Below are 15,566 nucleotides of genomic sequence, written 5' to 3' on the forward strand. Positions count from 1 at the left end.
ATCAACACATATAACAAAAACAAATGCAAAAGCGACAAGCGCTTTTGCGAATCCAGAACCCTGCAAATATAAGGTTCTGCAGAAACAAAGCTTTACGGCAACCACTGAGAGGATGGTTCCCTTGATAAGTTTCGAGAAGCCTTCACCGCCTTCGGACGACCGGAGGTGGAAACTTGTCGACAGAACGATGCGCCAATACGGTTATGCGCCGGACGCGGTTATCCAGGTGCTGCATACGGTTCAGGAAACGTTCGGCTTCCTTGACATTGATGCGATGAATTACGTGGCCGCTTCGCTGCGCGTGCCGTTGAGCCAGGTGTACGGCGTAGCGACGTTTTACCACTTCTTCACGCTAAAGCCCCAGGGCGAACACACCTGCGTGGTATGCACGGGGACGGCGTGCTACATCAAGGGTGCTCAGGATTTGCTCGACGCCGTTGAGGAGGTTACCGGGGCAAAACCCGGCGAGACAAGCGTCGATGGCAAGGTATCGGTTCTAACCGCCAGGTGCCTTGGCGCGTGCGGGCTCGCAGCGGCGGCGGTTTACGACGGTGAAATCGCGGCAAAAGTTACCCCGGACGCCATCAAGAAACAGGTGCACGAGTGGACCGACATCGTCGAAGAGGCAGCCGGCAGCCCGCCGCAAGGTATCCCTACCACGCCTCCCGAAGGCCCCGCCCCGCAAAATCCGATCATTGAAGGGGTGACCGCCGAATGACGCACGATGAGCTTGCGGAAATCCGCAAAGCCGAACAGGAGCGCAAGCAGAAATATAAGCACAAGATCAACGTCTGCATGGCGTCGGGTTGCCTGTCGCTTCGAAGCGACCTGGTCAAAGAGGCCATTACAAAGGAAGTGGATAAAGAATGCCTCGCAGACAGCGTGCTCGTGAGCAAAGTGGGCTGTGTGGGCCTCTGCTCTCAAGGGCCGATTGTCGTGCTCGAAACCAAAGGCGAGGTTCGCGAAGGCATCACGCCTGAAGATGCCGAAGCGATAATTAAGAGCCTTGGTGCGGAGCACGATGGTGGTAACAGCAACGAGCTAGTTGACGGTGTCGTGCTCCGGTTGGATAGTAAGTTTTTCACCCGCCAGAAAAAGATCGTCATGGAGCACTCGGGCTTGATCGACCCGGACCGTATCGAAGACTATATCGCCGTCGGCGGTTACGAGTCCGTGCTCGATGTGCTCACCGAAATGAGCCCGGCGGAAGTTATCGACCAGGTGACCCGGAGCGGTCTGCGCGGCCGGGGCGGTGCCGGGTACCCGACCGGTTTGAAGTGGAGCACCGTCGCCAAGGCGTTTAGCAGTAGCGGCGAGAAGTTCATTATCTGCAATGCCGACGAGGGCGACCCCGGCGCGTACATGGACCGCAGCATTCTGGAGAGCAATCCGCACCAGGTCATCGAGGGCATGATAATCGGTGCGTTTGCGGTCGGCGCATCCAAGGGATTTGTTTACGTGCGGGCGGAGTATCCGCTTGCGATAGAGCGCTTGAAAATCGCGCTCAAACAGGCCGAGAAATTCGGCTTTCTCGGGCACAACATCGGCGGCACCACGTTTAGCTTCACCGTCGAGCTGCGCTACGGCGCCGGGGCGTTCGTCACCGGTGAGGAAACGGCGCTTATAGCGTCGGTCGGAGGGCAGCGAGGCCTTCCGCAGCAGCGCCCGCCCTACCCCGCCGAGCGCGGCCTGTTTGGTCGCCCGACGCTGATCAATAACGTCGAAACCCTGGCCAACATCCCGCCGATCATCCGAAACGGCGGCGATTGGTTTGCGAAGATCGGTACCGAGAAAAGCAAAGGAACCAAAGTGTTTTCCTTGGTAGGCAAGATCAATAATGTGGGTCTCGTCGAGGTGCCGCTCGGTATGCCGCTTCGCGAGGTCATCTATGACCTCGGCGGCGGCATCCCGGACGGGCGCACATTTAAGGCGGTACAAACCGGTGGGCCATCCGGCGGCTGCATCCCGGCAGAGCACCTGGATTTACCGGTCGACTTTGAATCGCTGCAGCAGGCCGGCTCGATCATGGGCTCGGGCGGCATGATCGTCATGGATGATGCCTCATGTATGGTTGACGTGGCGAAATACTTTATGGGTTTCTGTAAGTCGGAGTCGTGCGGCAAGTGCATCCCCTGCCGGGTGGGAACCGTGCAGATGCACGCCATCTTAGAGCGAATCACTGATGGCACGGCGACCATGGAGGATCTCGGTTTATTAGAGAACCTTTGCGGCCTGGCTAAGAACGCGAGCATTTGCGGCCTCGGCCAGTCGGCACCGAACCCGGTACTCTCCACGCTGCGATATTTCCGCGATGAGTACCGGGCGCACATTGAGGAGAGGCGCTGCCCGGCCGGCGTGTGCAAGTTTAAAAACGCCGGTAAAGATGTATACGAAGAAGACCTGGAGGTGCGAGATGAGACGGGAACCTCGAGTTAAAACGCTTAGGATAGATGATTGCGATTGCGCCGGGCGCGAGGACCAGACGGTTCTTGACGTTGCGCGCGAGAACAACATCCGCATACCCACGCTGTGTCAGATCAACGGTCTCACCAACGTGGGGTCATGCCGTATGTGCCTCGTCGAGGTAAAAGGCGTGCCGAAGCTGCTCACCGCATGCACCACCATGGTCTGGGAGGGTATGAAGGTTGTGACGAACTCGGAGCGCCTACATGAATATCGCAAGATGATTCTCGAGCTCTTCTTTGCCGAGCGAAACCACATCTGCGCGATCTGCGTTGCCAACAGAAGCTGCGAGCTACAAGCGCTGGCGTTAGAGCTCGGTGTGGACCACATCCGCTACCCCTACCTCTACCAGGCCCTTGAGATTGACTCGACACACGATAAATTCGTGCTCGACCACAACCGCTGCATCCTGTGCACCCGCTGCATACGGGCATGCTCGGAGATCGAAGGCGCCAATACGCTGGGCATGATGCGCCGTGGCGTCAACGACAAGGTCATCACCGACCTCAACCAGCCGTGGGGTGAGTCGCGAACCTGCACGAGCTGCGGCAAGTGCGTAAACGTCTGCCCGGTCGGAGCCATTTATGAAAAGGGCTTATCGCGCACCGAGTCGCGAAGAGAGCACACCTTCCTGCCTTACTTAACAATCATGCGGGGTGAGCGCTAATGAGAGAGAGAAATAAAGCGCGGGTGGCGACGGTATGGCTCGACGGGTGCTCGGGATGTCACATGTCGATTTTCGATATGGACGATCGGCTTCTCGAGCTCAAAGACCGGATCGAGCTGGTATACAGCCCGCTGGTGGATGCCAAAGATTATCCTAAAGACGTCGACGTCGCCCTGGTCGAGGGGTGTATCGGCAATGAAGAGCAGCGCAAATTCGCCCACACCATGCGCGCGAGCACCAAGACCTTTGTATCACTCGGCGACTGTGCGGTGACGAGCAACATCGTCGCCTACCGCAACCCGTTCAAGATGCACGACGTGATACACCGCGCGTTCATCGAAAATTCGGAGGGCGAGATCGTGCTGCCGCAAGAGGACGTCCCTCCGCTTCTCCCCTTCGCGGTGCCGATTCACGAGATTATCGACGTCGATGTATACATTCCCGGGTGCCCGCCCTCGGCCGATTTGATTCACTACACCTTGGTCGAACTGCTGGAAGGACGTCATCCGGATATCAAGAATCGCTTCGGATAGGAGGCGCGATATGGCAAAAAAGGCAGAAAGCGCGCGTAAAAATATCGAAATAGCTCCGATAACCCGTATCGAAGGGCATGCCAAGATAACCGTTCACCTCAATGACGACGGACAGGTCGAGGACGCCCGCCTTCACCTCACCCAATTTCGCGGGTTTGAGAAGTTCTGTGATGGGCGCCCCTTCTACGAGATGCCTTTTATCGTGCAGCGCATCTGTGGGATTTGCCCGGTAAGCCATGCTATAGCCTCATCCAAGGCGTGCGATCAGATCTTATCCGTGCGGGTGCCGAACGCGGGAATGCGGCTGAGAAAACTCGCCAATCTCGCCCAGGTTATCCAGTCGCACGCGCTGAGCCTGTTCTATCTCTCCTCCCCCGACATTCTCTTGGGGATGGACGCCGATCCGGCAAAGCGTAACCTCTACGGCGTTTTAGAGGCCAACCGTCAGCTCGCGTACGACGGGGTTTACCTGCGCAAATTCGGTCAATCGGTTATCGCCCATCTGGCAAGCACCGGCAAGCGCGTCCACCCTGGCTGGATCGTGCCCGGCGGCGTTGCCACTCCCCTCTCCGCCGAAGCCCGCGAGCAGATGCAGGCAATGATTCCGGGGGCTCTGGCGGCGGCACAGCGCTCGCTTATCTGGTTCAAGCAAGCGATGGAAAACTTCCGCGAGGAGATCCGCGCCTTTGCGTGCTTCCCCTCCCTGTTCATGGGGATAGTAGGTCCGGATGGCGAGCTCGAGTACAGCGACGGGCTCGTTCGAATTGTCGATTCTTCCGGCGCCACCATAGCCGATGAGCTCGATCCTTCGAGCTACCAGGACTTTATCCGCGAGATAGCGGTGCCCTGGACCTACATGAAATTCCCTTCGTATAAGCACCTACCGCCCCCGGAAAACTCGCTGCGTGTGGGGCCGCTCGCCCGCCTGAATATTATTGGTAAGGTGGATATGCCGCATGCAGCCCAGGAGTGGGCCGAGTTTCGAACCCTTGAGCGAGGTGTGGTCTTGAGCTCGTTTTATTACCACTATGCCCGGCTTATTGAGGTTCTTTACTCGATTGAGAAGATCGAAGCGATGTTAAAAGATCCGGAAATTCTGGGCAGACGTGCCCGGGCAAAAGCCGAGCCCAACTGCTCCGAGGGTATCGGCGTGGCCGAAGCGCCGCGCGGGATGCTCATCCACCATTACAAAATCAACGACGACGGCCTAATCACCTGGGCGAACCTCGTCATTGCGACCGGTTTCAATAACTACGCGATGAACCGCGGCGTGCTGCAGGTAGCCAAACATTACATCACCGGCCCCGAAATACCCGAAGGTGTGCTCAATAGGCTGGAGGCGGTCGTCCGCGCGTTCGACCCGTGCCTGAGCTGCGCAAGCCACGCCGTCGGCCAGATGGCGATGCGGGTGCAGCTCGTCGGCCCGGATGGAGCAGTGTTGGACGAGGTTATTCGGGGTTAAGCTACCGCTTTTTGGGTGGTTCGACCCCGTTGGCGTCGCAGTACTCTTTGATGGTTTTCAAGAATATGTTGCCGTACCGCTTGAGCTTCACCTCGCCAACGCCGCTGATATTGGCCAGTGCTGCATTGGTGCGCGGATAATACGCGGCCATCTCTTTGAGCGTCGCATCGTGGAAGATAACGTACGGGGGCAGATCCGACTCGTCCGCCATGGTTTTACGCAGCGCCCTGAGGGCTTCAAACAGCCCCTGGTCACACTTATCGTCGACGCTTACAGGTACTATCTCCACCTCGACGTGCGGCTTCGTAAGGAAAACCTGCTCATCCTCGAGCAACACGCCCCTGCTCTTCTCGTTGAGCCTGAGAACAGGATATCTGTCGCCCTCCAAACTCAGATACCCGAGTTGAACGAGTTCTCGAATCATCGACTGCCACTCAGTTCTTGAATGTTCTTTGCCGATGCCGTGTGTCGGCAGCTCGTCGTGGCCCCGCTCAATGATCTTCTGGTTATTCGAGCCGACCAGAATATCGATGATATGGGTAACCCCGAAGCCATTATTGACCCGGTGGACACAAGAGAGCACCTTCTGCGCGACAACCGTAGCGTCGAACTTCTCCCGCGGCTCCAGACAGACATCGCATAGGCCGCAGTTGGGCTCGTCGAACGCCTCGCCGAAGTAGCCAAGGAGCACTTTGCGCCGGCAGATGTTCCCCTCGCAGTAGTCGGTCATCTCTTTGAGCTTCTTGTAGGCGATATCGCGCTCCGCCTGGTCTTCTTTTTGTCTGATAAAATACTCGATTTTCGCTTTGTCGGCATAGCTGAAGAAAAGAATACAGTCGCTTTTTAAGCCATCCCTGCCTGCCCTGCCCGTCTCCTGGTAGTAGCCCTCGATGTTCTTGGGAAGATCGTAGTGGATGACGTAGCGAACGTTCGGCTTGTCGATCCCCATCCCGAAGGCAATCGTGGCGACGATTATCTCAGCGTCATCGCGGATAAAGCGTTCCTGGTTCCTGCTCCGTTTCTCCGGGTCCATCCCGGCATGGTACGGGAGCGCGCGAAACCCGGCCTTTTTAAGATCGGACGCGAGGCTGCTCACCAGCTTTCTGCTCTGGCAGTAGATGATCCCGGAATCCCCACGGTGCTCCGATATGTATTTTAACAGCCGCTGGTAAGCGCTGGTCTTGGGCTCGATTTTGTAGTAGAGGTTGCTCCTGTTGAAGCTCGCTCGATATTTGCTGCAGTCCGGGATACCCAGTTGCACCGCAATATCGTCTTGCACATGTTCGGTAGCCGTGGCGGTCAGGGCGATAATAGGTACCTCGGGGAAGTTATCCTTAAGGCTCCTAAGCTGGCGGTATTCCGGCCTAAAATCGTGCCCCCATTCTGAAATGCAATGCGCCTCGTCGATAGCAAAGAGCGCTATCGGAAGCCGTTTGAGAAAGCTTAAGAATTCGGGCATCATCAAGCGTTCGGGCGCAACGTAAAGAATCTTTATCTCGCCCCGCTCTAGCTGACTTCTCGCCCTGGTGATCTCGGAAGGATTAAGCGAGCTGTTGATAAACGCCGCCGCAACCCCGTTAGATACAAGCCCATCCACCTGGTCTTTCATCAAAGCGATGAGGGGCGAAACCACAATCGTTACACCATCGAGTTGCAAGGCCGGCAGCTGGTAACACAGCGACTTTCCCCCGCCGGTCGGCATCAAGGCAAGCACGTCTTTTTTATTGAGAACATCGTTGATAATATCCTGCTGGAGCGGTAGAAATGTCGTGTAACCAAAATATTTATTGAGCGTTGTAAGCACTGTTCCTCCGAAGTCGTCGATTCTTGCTAAGATTTTTTCTAAGAGCTTGCGATTAAACGCCTTGCGATCAAAGCTATCGAATTATAAAAGCGCATTTGCACATTAACGTTATATGGTGCCGCTGCCAAGAGCTTGCTTGGCTTGGTGTCCAATAAAAGGCATAGTCTAGAATGTTAGTAAAGCATATCAGCGAACACATCTACCTGGAGACAAAACAAGCGGCTATGAAGATGCTTGCCAAGAATTTTGCTACCACAGTGCTACCATTGCAGAAAAATGAGGGACATCCATTATCTGAACACCCCTCATAGCCTGCTAGAATTGGAGCCACTGAGCGGATTCGAACCGCTGACCTGCTCATTACGAGTGAGCTGCTCTGCCTGCTGAGCTACAGTGGCGCTTAACTATCGTTGCTGAGCTGCTAAAACAGTTTTAATCAGCGTAGATAGTGTAGCGTAAAATCCATCATTTTTGCAAGTTTGTTAGCACGCTGTTAGCACGAGATTAGCACTGTTTAAGCTCGTCACAGTACTTAAGACTTAGATATTATCTCTAAAATCGACACAATTGACAAGAGACGGATGGCGCTTTATGCTCGCGCAGTATGAGCCCAGAAGTCTGGATGACGGCCCTGCCCATAGAAAACTAGCGGGCAAGCAATCTACCAATCATCTATACCGGAACGTATTATGTGAACGCCAAGCAAAAGAGCGGCTAAGTATGCTGTAGCCTGTAACCAGAACAGCCCACCATCATTTGCGACCTCATCAAATTGGTTGTGTAAATAAATACCACTTTTGGAAAGCATAAAGCCTGCATATAGAACTAGAACGCCCCCAAACAACTGTGCAAACAAGACGCCCTTCCGTCTTGACAGGAGTCGCGGTTTTCTCGCACTGTGTCTAGCTGCTCTAGGTTGTACATATGTTTGCTGAGCTGTTTGCACAATACTCGTTGTTGGCATGTGCATTTGTGACTGCACCTGTACCAGTGGTACTTTCTGTGGCAATTGGTACACATATTTTGCCGCAACAAGCTCAATTTGTTGACCAGCTAAAAAAGGCTTCGGAAAGTAATCTTTCCCGAGACGCATTGAAGTATTACACCATGGGCAGTCACAAAGGTAATTTCCATACCAGTGATATTCATTCTTGGAACATTGTTTTAGCTTTACGCCTTCAGCCTTCAAAGCATTAAACCACTCAATTGCCGCAGGCCTTTTCGTTGGATCTGCATGGCCTTCAACAAAACATCGGTAAAACAAAACCCTTATAGACGGCGGAATTATGTTATATGGAAGTGCGTAACTGGGCGGTTCGATGCCTCTAAGGTCTGTAGCATATGGGAAATACCCCTTCTTTATCTTTTCCTCAGGGGTTGGAGCATCATCAACGAGAGGGCCTTTTGCCTGATACGGATGCACGCCATTCGCTAAAAACTTGAACACTATGATACCTAGGGCAAACAAATCTGAGTAGTATCGGTCGTAATCGTTTGTCTTAAAATCTACACCCATCAATTCAGGAGGCAGGTACTCACCGCTTCCGACTCGAGTGTAATAAGTAATGCCCGATGCCCTATCTTTTACCTGGAACGAGTCACAATCGATTATCGCTACTAGGGCGCTCGGAGATACGAGAATATTGGTTTCCCTTAAGTCTCCGATACGGTGCCCTTTCTCATGTAGCGCCGCAACCGCACTCACTATATTAAACGCTGCGGTAAACAAGTGCTGCCAGGTGAAGCTTCCACCAAACGCTTTTAGCCTATCGGAAGGGTCAAAATATTTGTGGGCTTCCTTAAACGTCTTTGTATCTATCAAAGGCATCGTATAGCCGACAAACCATGTTCTGGCTGGGTCGCTATAGAGAACGTCTTCCGGCCAACCGATTGATCGATACCTCGCATTAGGGGACGGATCATCTGGTGGGTTGTTCACCATGCTTAATACTTTTTGGTGGAGTTCTGCGGTAACTTTTTGCGGATGATAAATTTTTGCACAGCTGCTATCACTGCCGATAATTTTGTAGATAGCCCCTTCGCCGCCGCTCTTGCTAGTACTTTTTAATCCAATTTCATTGCCCTTAAGGTCATAAACCGTACGAATTGGCATTGGTTACATTCCTTTAGGTAGAATGCCAAGAACTAAGGTTTTATCATCCTCTGAATGCTCGCTGAGCTTATCGGATGCAAGTAAATCATAGATATCCTGGTTGGCCTGCTCAAAATCATCAATCTGTGCGGCATATTTAAAAAGCGGTCTAAAAAAGCCTTCGAACGGTGTGTAGCCGTTATCGGCTTTTTTCAAGCCGGCTCGTTGGCAGCCATCAGTAAACAGCGCAATACCATTGACACCGGAGACTGCCGATGTGCTCTTAAGCGACTTCTCCCAACCCTGGCTTGTCAGCGGTGTGACCTCATTTGTGTATTCGGATTCTCCCGGTCCCGTAATGAGCTGAAGACCATTATCCGTATCAATAACAAGCGCACCGTCCCCTATATGAACGGCTGCAACCGAATCCTTAAGGGTAATAGCGACGAGAAGTGTGCACGCTAAATCACGGAGGCTGCATTTTTCAGTTTCGGCTCTCTTCTCCAGCGCTCTCCTGGCCGCAATTACTGCATCTTTCGCTAGGGTTGTGATATCCACGCTTTCAGGTGTTGCTTTAGCAGCTCTTTCTACACTTTTTACAGCGCTTTTGACTGCTACGTTAGCTCCGATATCAGCTTTCGATGCACTACCAAGCCCGTCTGCAATAGCGGCAACCGCAAAATCTTTGTCGATAGTCTTAAAAGCAAATGAATCTTGACACGGCATAGCTAACTGGACATGAAGCGGACCTATAACCGAGGCACCAAAAAAAAATGTTTTCAACCATATCCTCCTGTGCCTTATATTGTTGAGATCTCTGCCCATCCAGTTGGGCTGTCTAGTTGGACATTTTCGCCGACTTTGGACGCCGATACTCTGCCTTGGCTTTTTGACAACCATTCGAACATAGCTTTAAACTTGCCGGGCATCAACCTTACAGGCGTTCGGTTTGAGGGCGAGAGCTGCTTTAGTGTGTCCATATCCGCCGGTTCGACTCCGACCGTAAAGAATAAGAAGTTCTTGTTATTCTCTCCGTCATTGATGCCTGCAATTACCTTATTCCAGATTGCATCGCCTGGTTGCATATCGGTAGGTTCTCCATCCGTGATCAAAAATATCCATGGGCGGTAGTAATCAATACCTCTACTCTTGTATTCAAGTTTACGTTCTTCAATTAAATCTATTGCTCTAAGAATGGCTTCACCCATAGGCGTTAAGCCTGAGGCAACTAATGTAGGCGGGTTAAACTGTTCCATTGATGAGAAGTCGTGGGTAACGGTTACGCCGTCGCCAAAGGTAATAATTGCTAAATCTACTCTTTTGCTTGCCAGCTCATCGGATGTGACATCCTCCTTGAAGAACCGTAAACCATCGTTAAGTTGCTTAATCTTGCTATTGACTACCATTGACCCTGATGTGTCGAGCAAAAGGACTGTGGCACAATGCGGATGCTGGGGATTTGCAATTTCGATACTCTCTTCAAGCCTTGACATAAATCCTCCTCGGTGGTTGCTTGCTACGTGGGATTCCAGTACTAATATACTAGACAACCTGCTGAGCTACAGTGGCATGATGTGTGTTTCGTTGTTGAACTGCAATTTCTCTGTTTTGCTCTTGTCCGTGTCTGACCATATTTTACCACGTTTTCCGGTGTTTTGTGACCAAACTGTGACCACGTTACGACTTGCATCCTACACAGCCACCGCAGTTAAATCGGGCTGTCCCAGTCTTTCGATCACCGTTTTTTCCGTGCTCGGATAGAGATGCGCATACGTGTTGAGTGTGAATTGAACCGAGCTATGCCCGAGCTGCTTCGACACAAACAATATATTAGCACCCTTATCAATGAGCAAGCTGGCACAACTGTGCCGCAGATCATGAAAACGAAGGTTCTTGACTTTAGCAGATTTCCCGACATATTTAAAGAGCCGCAAAACCAAAAGAGAGCCCGGGTGGTACCACCCTTTGGCTCTCTTTTTATAATAGACCTGTTCCAGGCCTATGTTAGCCAGGTAAAACCTAGGCTAGCTTGTAACTGTTAATCAACTTGGCGATCTCACCGGTTGCGCTGGCACTTCGCTCGGCTAACTTACGAACCTCGTCGGCAACAACGGCGAAACCCTTGCCGTGCTCGCCTGCTCGCGCGGCCTCAATTGCCGCATTGAGCGCCAGCAGGTTTGTCTGGCTGGCTATATCATCGATAACGTCGATGATATCGTTAATGCCGTTGGTAAGCTCGGCAATGCTATTGGTCTGGTCCTCAACGCTCTCAACAACACCGTTGATTGCTTGTGAGACGGTATCGACAGCGCCGACCGCTTTTACCGTTACGCCCGACTGATCGGACACTCCTTTAGCAACCTGGCTAATTGCCGAAGCAACCTGGGTTGTCGAGGCTGAGATCTGATCTGCCATTTCGGCCAGGTCGCGAGATGAAACTGTCACCCGATCAGCGACACCTCTAATCTTATCCAGCATGTCTTTCTCTTGCACGACACCGCGGACGATTTCATATGACCTGTTCAGGGATAATATTAAGCGTTGTGAAGGCTCTAAATAGAGTGTGTGCAGTATGAAAAACCGCCATTGTTTGCATAAATATGGCGTCCGTATACTGACAGATGTAGTATAGTCTTTGTATTTAATATGGCTCGTTGGCTAAATTTTGATTACTCGTCGCTCACTTCGTGGTTATCTATGCGCGGGCTCTCTTCAGCGCCATCGGTCTTCGTGTGAGCATCGGTGTGATCGTTGCCATTGGGTATTCTGCGCGGTCGTTTATGACTACCGCCGTTGCCGTGATTATGTGCCTTGCTGCCGTCACCGTTACCGTCGATCTCAATAAGAATCTCTTGCTCGCCCTCGTCACCGATTGCAACGAGTTCGGTGTCATCCTCTTCGAGGCTGATTTGCGGTTCTTTACAACAGCCGTCCTTGTCGGTCTTGCACTTACCCTGGCAGCATGGAAGCGCTTCAGCAAGCGGCATCTCGAGACGCTGGCCGGATTCAAGCTCGGCAATGACGGTCTCTTTCGGCACGTTAAACTCGACGATTCGCGCCGGGCCGAATTCTGTGTTGAGGCGCGTGCCTCTCTTCGGAGCGCGCTTTTTAAAATCCTGGTAGGCTTCGTATTCATATTTCAGGCAGCACATAAGCCTGCCGCAAATACCTGAAATTTTAAGCGGATTGAGCGGAAGATCTTGCTCTTTTGCCATACGGATGGAAACCGGTTCGAAATCGCCTAAGAAAACGGTACAACACAGGCGCTGCCCACACGGCCCCAGGCCCCCGACCATTTTAGCCTCATCGCGGACGCCGATCTGGCGCAGCTCGATTCTCGTCTTAAATATCGCCGCAAGGTCTTTAACGAGCTCACGGAAGTCGACACGGCCATCCGCCGTGAAGTAGAAGATAATTTTACTGCCGTCGAAGACGTACTCGACATCGATAAGCTTCATCGGCAAACTATGCTTTGCGATTTTTTCTTCGGCGCTCCGGTACGCTTCTTTTTCTTTTTCTTTGTTCTTTACAAGCTGGTCTTTATCCTCGTCGAGAGCTTTTCTGACCACTTTCTTTAAAGGGGCTGTGATTTCATCTTCGGTTACTTCCATCGGCGACGCGACTACTTCGCCGAATTCCATGCCCCGCGACGTCTTTACAACGACCTTGTCGCTCGTCTTTAGCTCTATCCCGTCCGGATCAAAGTAGTAGACCTTGCCAGCTTTCTTGAAAACGATTCCAACAACAATTGGCATACCTGCCAAACCCTCCTGCTCGTGCTAACTTATATACGGCGTATTTTGTACCGCCACCACGTCATGAATTTTAAACAACATCGTTTCAAATGCTAATTGCATATTAACATTAAAACGAGAATATTGCTTCGTTTCTTCTAGTATCTGCAAACACCTGTAGATATCTTTGCTGCTCAAAAGATCAGCATGCTCGCGGATCGCCTGTTCGTAATCCTGGTTGGTCAGCACATCGCTTCGACCGGTTTCTTTTACCAGGATGACATCACGATACCAGGATACTAAGATTGTGAGAATATCGTCGTAGCCCTGGTGTTCTTCGCGGCTCAGCTCACGCTTGTGCCGATCTTCAAGGCGGTTGATGATCTGCTTCGGCTTATCCTTCGGGCTGAACTGCTCTTTAAGCTCATCGAGCTCACGCTTATGCCGTGTTTTAAGCTCTTCGAGCGGCTTCTTTAGCTCGCCGACGAACTCCTCGGCAACAAAGCTTACCTGAGCAAGATAGGCTCTGTCCAGGCTTCGTGCGGCGCTGATGATGGCCTTTCGCCGGGCATGCTTGGCCGGCGACATAACAAACGAGATCGCCGTTCCAAGGATGCCGTCGCTTAAACGTGTGGCAAGAAGCGCCTCATCCGGATGCGCATTATATCTCTCAATCAAAAACGATGTCACTTGCGGCGCCGGGATGGACTGAAACCGTACCAGCCGGCAGCGCGAGACAATCGTCGGCAACACGTTCTCGATACTCGCGGTTACCAGGATAAATACTACGTGCTCCGGCGGCTCCTCAAGCGTTTTTAAAAGCGAGTTCGCCGCTTCATCGGTCATCCGGTCGGCATCATCGATGAGGATAACCTTGGTTCTTCCCTCGTAATTTTTAAGCGTAATCACTTGTAGGAGTGATTCAATTTGCTCGATGAGGATGAAGTTGCCTTCCGGCTCGATGAGGATAACATCGGGGTGGATATCGCGCAGCACCTTGCTGCATATCGCGCAGCTCCCGCAACCATCGTCGTCGCAGTTAAGGATCGCCGCCATGACTTTAGCGGTCGTCATTTTACCGATGCCGCGCGGCCCGACAAAGAGCAACGCGTGAGTATGGCCCCCGGCGTCGAGAGACCGTACTAATTTATCTATCGCATCGTCCTGGCCGATGATGGTGCGCCAGAGATTATTACCATTCACAAGCAGCAATTATATCATATATGGCAGTATTGCGGAGCGGATTACAGGAGCGGCTTTATTGCTTCGACAATCGCCGCATGCGCGGCATCGACCGGCTGCGTGCCGTCGATCAGGCGCCAACGCCCGGGATTCTTCTCGGCGAGCGCCAGATAGCCGATACGCACGCGCTCGTGAAACGCAAACGATTCCTGCTCGATGCGATCGGCCGATACTCTAGTCGCGCGCTCAAGCCCCACTCCGACCGGTACGTCGAGCAGAAACGTGATGTCGGGTTTCAGCCACTGCACCGAACGGTTGTTGATCTCCAGGATAAAGTCGAGCGGCAGTTCGCGCCCATAGTGCTGGTAGGCGATGGATGAGTCGATATAGCGGTCGCTGATTACTGTTAAGTCCTGCTCGAGCGCCGGCATTATCTGTTCAAAAACGTGTTGTGCCCTATCGGCGGCATAGAGCAGAACCTCCGTGTGATAATCCATACCGGTATTTGCCGGGTTAAGCAAGATTTGTCTGATTTCCGCACCGATTGTCGTGCCGCCCGGTTCTCTTGTCGTAATGACGGTGTGCTCTTGCTTTTGCAGATATTTGTCCAGGAGATCGATTTGCGTGCTCTTGCCGCTTCCCTCGATTCCCTCGAACGTGATAAATAGACCGTTTCGCATTAATTAGCACCTACTTTGTCGCGCGTTTTTGTGGTGGATGTGGCTTCGACCGTTGTCCCGGCCGATATTTTCTCCTCAGATGTTGGGACTTTAATAGCCTTGCCGTGTAACGGGGTGATATAGAACCCTTCGGCGAATGCGGCGTTTATTAAACGCCCTGTTGAACCGTCCCAAGCCTCATGCATAGCGCGCATCATACGGTGCTTGAAGCGCATCTCGGTAAAGAGAAAGAGGGTTTCCATCTTCCTGTTAAACGTATCAGTCGTATTGATTACGACATTGGGCTTTTGCGCCCTGAAGTAATAGAGCCCGCCGATTGCTTTGTTGTTCTTGGCCACCTCGGTGCCGATTTTGCCGGCAGTGGCGTGGTCGGTGTCATGGTAACCTTCGCGCCCACCCGACTCGAATGTGAAGATGTCGGTCGCCCCGATCTCGGTTGCGATTTTTTGCACCTTGTCGACGGCCTGTTTCTTATCTTTCTGGTAGCTCTCTTGCAAATAGCCGTCTTTATAGTTAATGAAGAACGTGCCGGCCAGCCTCTCGGCTTTCGAAATTTTGAGCTGGTCGTCATGGCGCGTTTTGATAATGCGCCGCGAGTAGAACGTGGGCATGTAGCGCTCTTTACCGCCATCGGCAAGAATCGCCAGGTAGACCTTATTGCCGCGCTCCAGTAGCCTTGGCAGGGTGCCCCCGGCCATAAACTCGAGGTCGTCCGGGTGAGCGGTTACAAAGAGAATAATGCCGTTCTCCGGTAGAGTATCTACACCCATGTACGCATGCCGATCAAGCATGACAGCTTGCGCATCTACGCCTTTCCGCTGCTCGCCCACCCCTGCTTCGTTGAAACGCGACTTAATCAAGTACGGGGCAGCGATGTAAAGCGCAACGAGCATAACCAGTACAAGCGAGACGACTATTGCTAATATCTTTATTACCACGTCCTCTTCAA

The 15,566-nt window shown here is 52.5% G+C and carries 14 protein-coding genes and 1 tRNA gene; 5 read left to right on the forward strand and 10 right to left on the reverse strand.

What is annotated here, in order from left to right; translation table 11 throughout:
• The first annotated feature begins 121 nt into the window (after window positions 1-121).
• The 5 genes from hoxE to VGK02_07760 are packed head-to-tail and all read left to right on the forward strand — an operon-like array spanning window position 122 to window position 5,125.
• On the forward strand, window positions 122-718 hold the full coding sequence (gene hoxE / locus VGK02_07740) for a bidirectional hydrogenase complex protein HoxE (GenBank protein HEY3374935.1): 597 nt from the start codon (window positions 122-124) through the stop codon (window positions 716-718).
• A complete protein-coding gene (locus tag VGK02_07745) occupies window positions 715-2,436 on the forward strand; it encodes a NuoF family protein (GenBank protein HEY3374936.1) in 1,722 nt (573 codons plus the stop codon). The genes hoxE and VGK02_07745 overlap by 4 nt, the downstream gene beginning before the upstream one ends.
• Window positions 2,414-3,130: a bidirectional hydrogenase complex protein HoxU gene (gene hoxU, locus VGK02_07750; protein HEY3374937.1), complete on the forward strand. Its 717-nt coding sequence runs from the start codon at window positions 2,414-2,416 to the stop codon at window positions 3,128-3,130. Before VGK02_07745 ends, hoxU begins: the two co-directional genes overlap by 23 nt.
• Complete coding sequence (locus VGK02_07755; GenBank protein HEY3374938.1) at window positions 3,130-3,663, forward strand: hypothetical protein; 534 nt, start codon at window positions 3,130-3,132, stop codon at window positions 3,661-3,663. Before hoxU ends, VGK02_07755 begins: the two co-directional genes overlap by 1 nt.
• A gap of 10 nt (window positions 3,664-3,673) precedes the next feature.
• Window positions 3,674-5,125: a Ni/Fe hydrogenase subunit alpha gene (locus tag VGK02_07760; protein HEY3374939.1), complete on the forward strand. Its 1,452-nt coding sequence runs from the start codon at window positions 3,674-3,676 to the stop codon at window positions 5,123-5,125.
• A 1-nt stretch (window position 5,126) separates the two neighbouring features.
• On the opposite strand, the gene recQ is transcribed toward VGK02_07760, so the two are convergent.
• The 10 genes from recQ to VGK02_07810 all read right to left on the reverse strand — a co-directional run bounded on the left by recQ (window position 5,127) and on the right by VGK02_07810 (window position 15,555).
• A complete protein-coding gene (recQ, locus tag VGK02_07765; protein HEY3374940.1) occupies window positions 5,127-6,929 on the reverse strand; it encodes a DNA helicase RecQ in 1,803 nt (600 codons plus the stop codon).
• 322 nt (window positions 6,930-7,251) lie between these two features.
• Window positions 7,252-7,327: transfer RNA gene (locus tag VGK02_07770), tRNA-Thr, on the reverse strand.
• A gap of 263 nt (window positions 7,328-7,590) precedes the next feature.
• Window positions 7,591-9,042 carry a hypothetical protein gene (locus tag VGK02_07775; GenBank protein HEY3374941.1) on the reverse strand — a complete coding sequence of 484 codons (1,452 nt, stop codon included), beginning with the start codon at window positions 9,040-9,042 and terminating at the stop codon, window positions 7,591-7,593.
• Window positions 9,043-9,045: 3 nt separating this feature from the next.
• A complete protein-coding gene (locus VGK02_07780; protein ID HEY3374942.1) occupies window positions 9,046-9,804 on the reverse strand; it encodes a PP2C family serine/threonine-protein phosphatase in 759 nt (252 codons plus the stop codon).
• A gap of 17 nt (window positions 9,805-9,821) precedes the next feature.
• Window positions 9,822-10,514 (reverse strand): VWA domain-containing protein, encoded by a 693-nt coding sequence (locus tag VGK02_07785; GenBank protein ID HEY3374943.1) that lies wholly within the window; start codon window positions 10,512-10,514, stop codon window positions 9,822-9,824.
• A 526-nt stretch (window positions 10,515-11,040) separates the two neighbouring features.
• Window positions 11,041-11,499, reverse strand: coding sequence for a methyl-accepting chemotaxis protein (locus tag VGK02_07790; protein ID HEY3374944.1), 459 nt, complete (start codon window positions 11,497-11,499; stop codon window positions 11,041-11,043).
• A 191-nt stretch (window positions 11,500-11,690) separates the two neighbouring features.
• On the reverse strand, window positions 11,691-12,776 hold the full coding sequence (locus tag VGK02_07795) for a stage 0 sporulation family protein (protein ID HEY3374945.1): 1,086 nt from the start codon (window positions 12,774-12,776) through the stop codon (window positions 11,691-11,693).
• Window positions 12,777-12,800: 24 nt separating this feature from the next.
• Window positions 12,801-13,958, reverse strand: coding sequence for a DNA polymerase III subunit delta' (gene holB, locus VGK02_07800; protein HEY3374946.1), 1,158 nt, complete (start codon window positions 13,956-13,958; stop codon window positions 12,801-12,803).
• Between the two features lie 41 nt (window positions 13,959-13,999).
• On the reverse strand, window positions 14,000-14,617 hold the full coding sequence (gene tmk, locus VGK02_07805) for a dTMP kinase (GenBank protein HEY3374947.1): 618 nt from the start codon (window positions 14,615-14,617) through the stop codon (window positions 14,000-14,002).
• A complete protein-coding gene (locus VGK02_07810) occupies window positions 14,617-15,555 on the reverse strand; it encodes a PIG-L family deacetylase (protein ID HEY3374948.1) in 939 nt (312 codons plus the stop codon). Before VGK02_07810 ends, tmk begins: the two co-directional genes overlap by 1 nt.
• Between the last annotated feature and the right edge of the window lie 11 nt (window positions 15,556-15,566).

The sequence above is a fragment of the Candidatus Aquicultor sp. genome, assembly GCA_036504445.1.
Classification (GTDB): domain Bacteria; phylum Actinomycetota; class Aquicultoria; order Aquicultorales; family Aquicultoraceae; genus DASXVE01.

Bases quoted from the DNA above. Each gene is read 5' to 3' on its own strand.
- VGK02_07790 (HEY3374944.1), bottom strand. From the start codon at position 11,499: ATGCTGGATAAGATTAGAGGTGTCGCTGATCGGGTGACAGTTTCATCT.
- tmk (HEY3374947.1), bottom strand. From the start codon at position 14,617: ATGCGAAACGGTCTATTTATCACGTTCGAGGGAATCGAGGGAAGCGGC.
- VGK02_07775 (HEY3374941.1), bottom strand. From the start codon at position 9,042: ATGCCAATTCGTACGGTTTATGACCTTAAGGGCAATGAAATTGGATTA.
- VGK02_07745 (HEY3374936.1), top strand. From the start codon at position 715: ATGACGCACGATGAGCTTGCGGAAATCCGCAAAGCCGAACAGGAGCGC.
- VGK02_07755 (HEY3374938.1), top strand. From the start codon at position 3,130: ATGAGAGAGAGAAATAAAGCGCGGGTGGCGACGGTATGGCTCGACGGG.
- hoxU (HEY3374937.1), top strand. From the start codon at position 2,414: ATGAGACGGGAACCTCGAGTTAAAACGCTTAGGATAGATGATTGCGAT.
- VGK02_07760 (HEY3374939.1), top strand. From the start codon at position 3,674: ATGGCAAAAAAGGCAGAAAGCGCGCGTAAAAATATCGAAATAGCTCCG.
- VGK02_07795 (HEY3374945.1), bottom strand. From the start codon at position 12,776: ATGCCAATTGTTGTTGGAATCGTTTTCAAGAAAGCTGGCAAGGTCTAC.
- VGK02_07785 (HEY3374943.1), bottom strand. From the start codon at position 10,514: ATGTCAAGGCTTGAAGAGAGTATCGAAATTGCAAATCCCCAGCATCCG.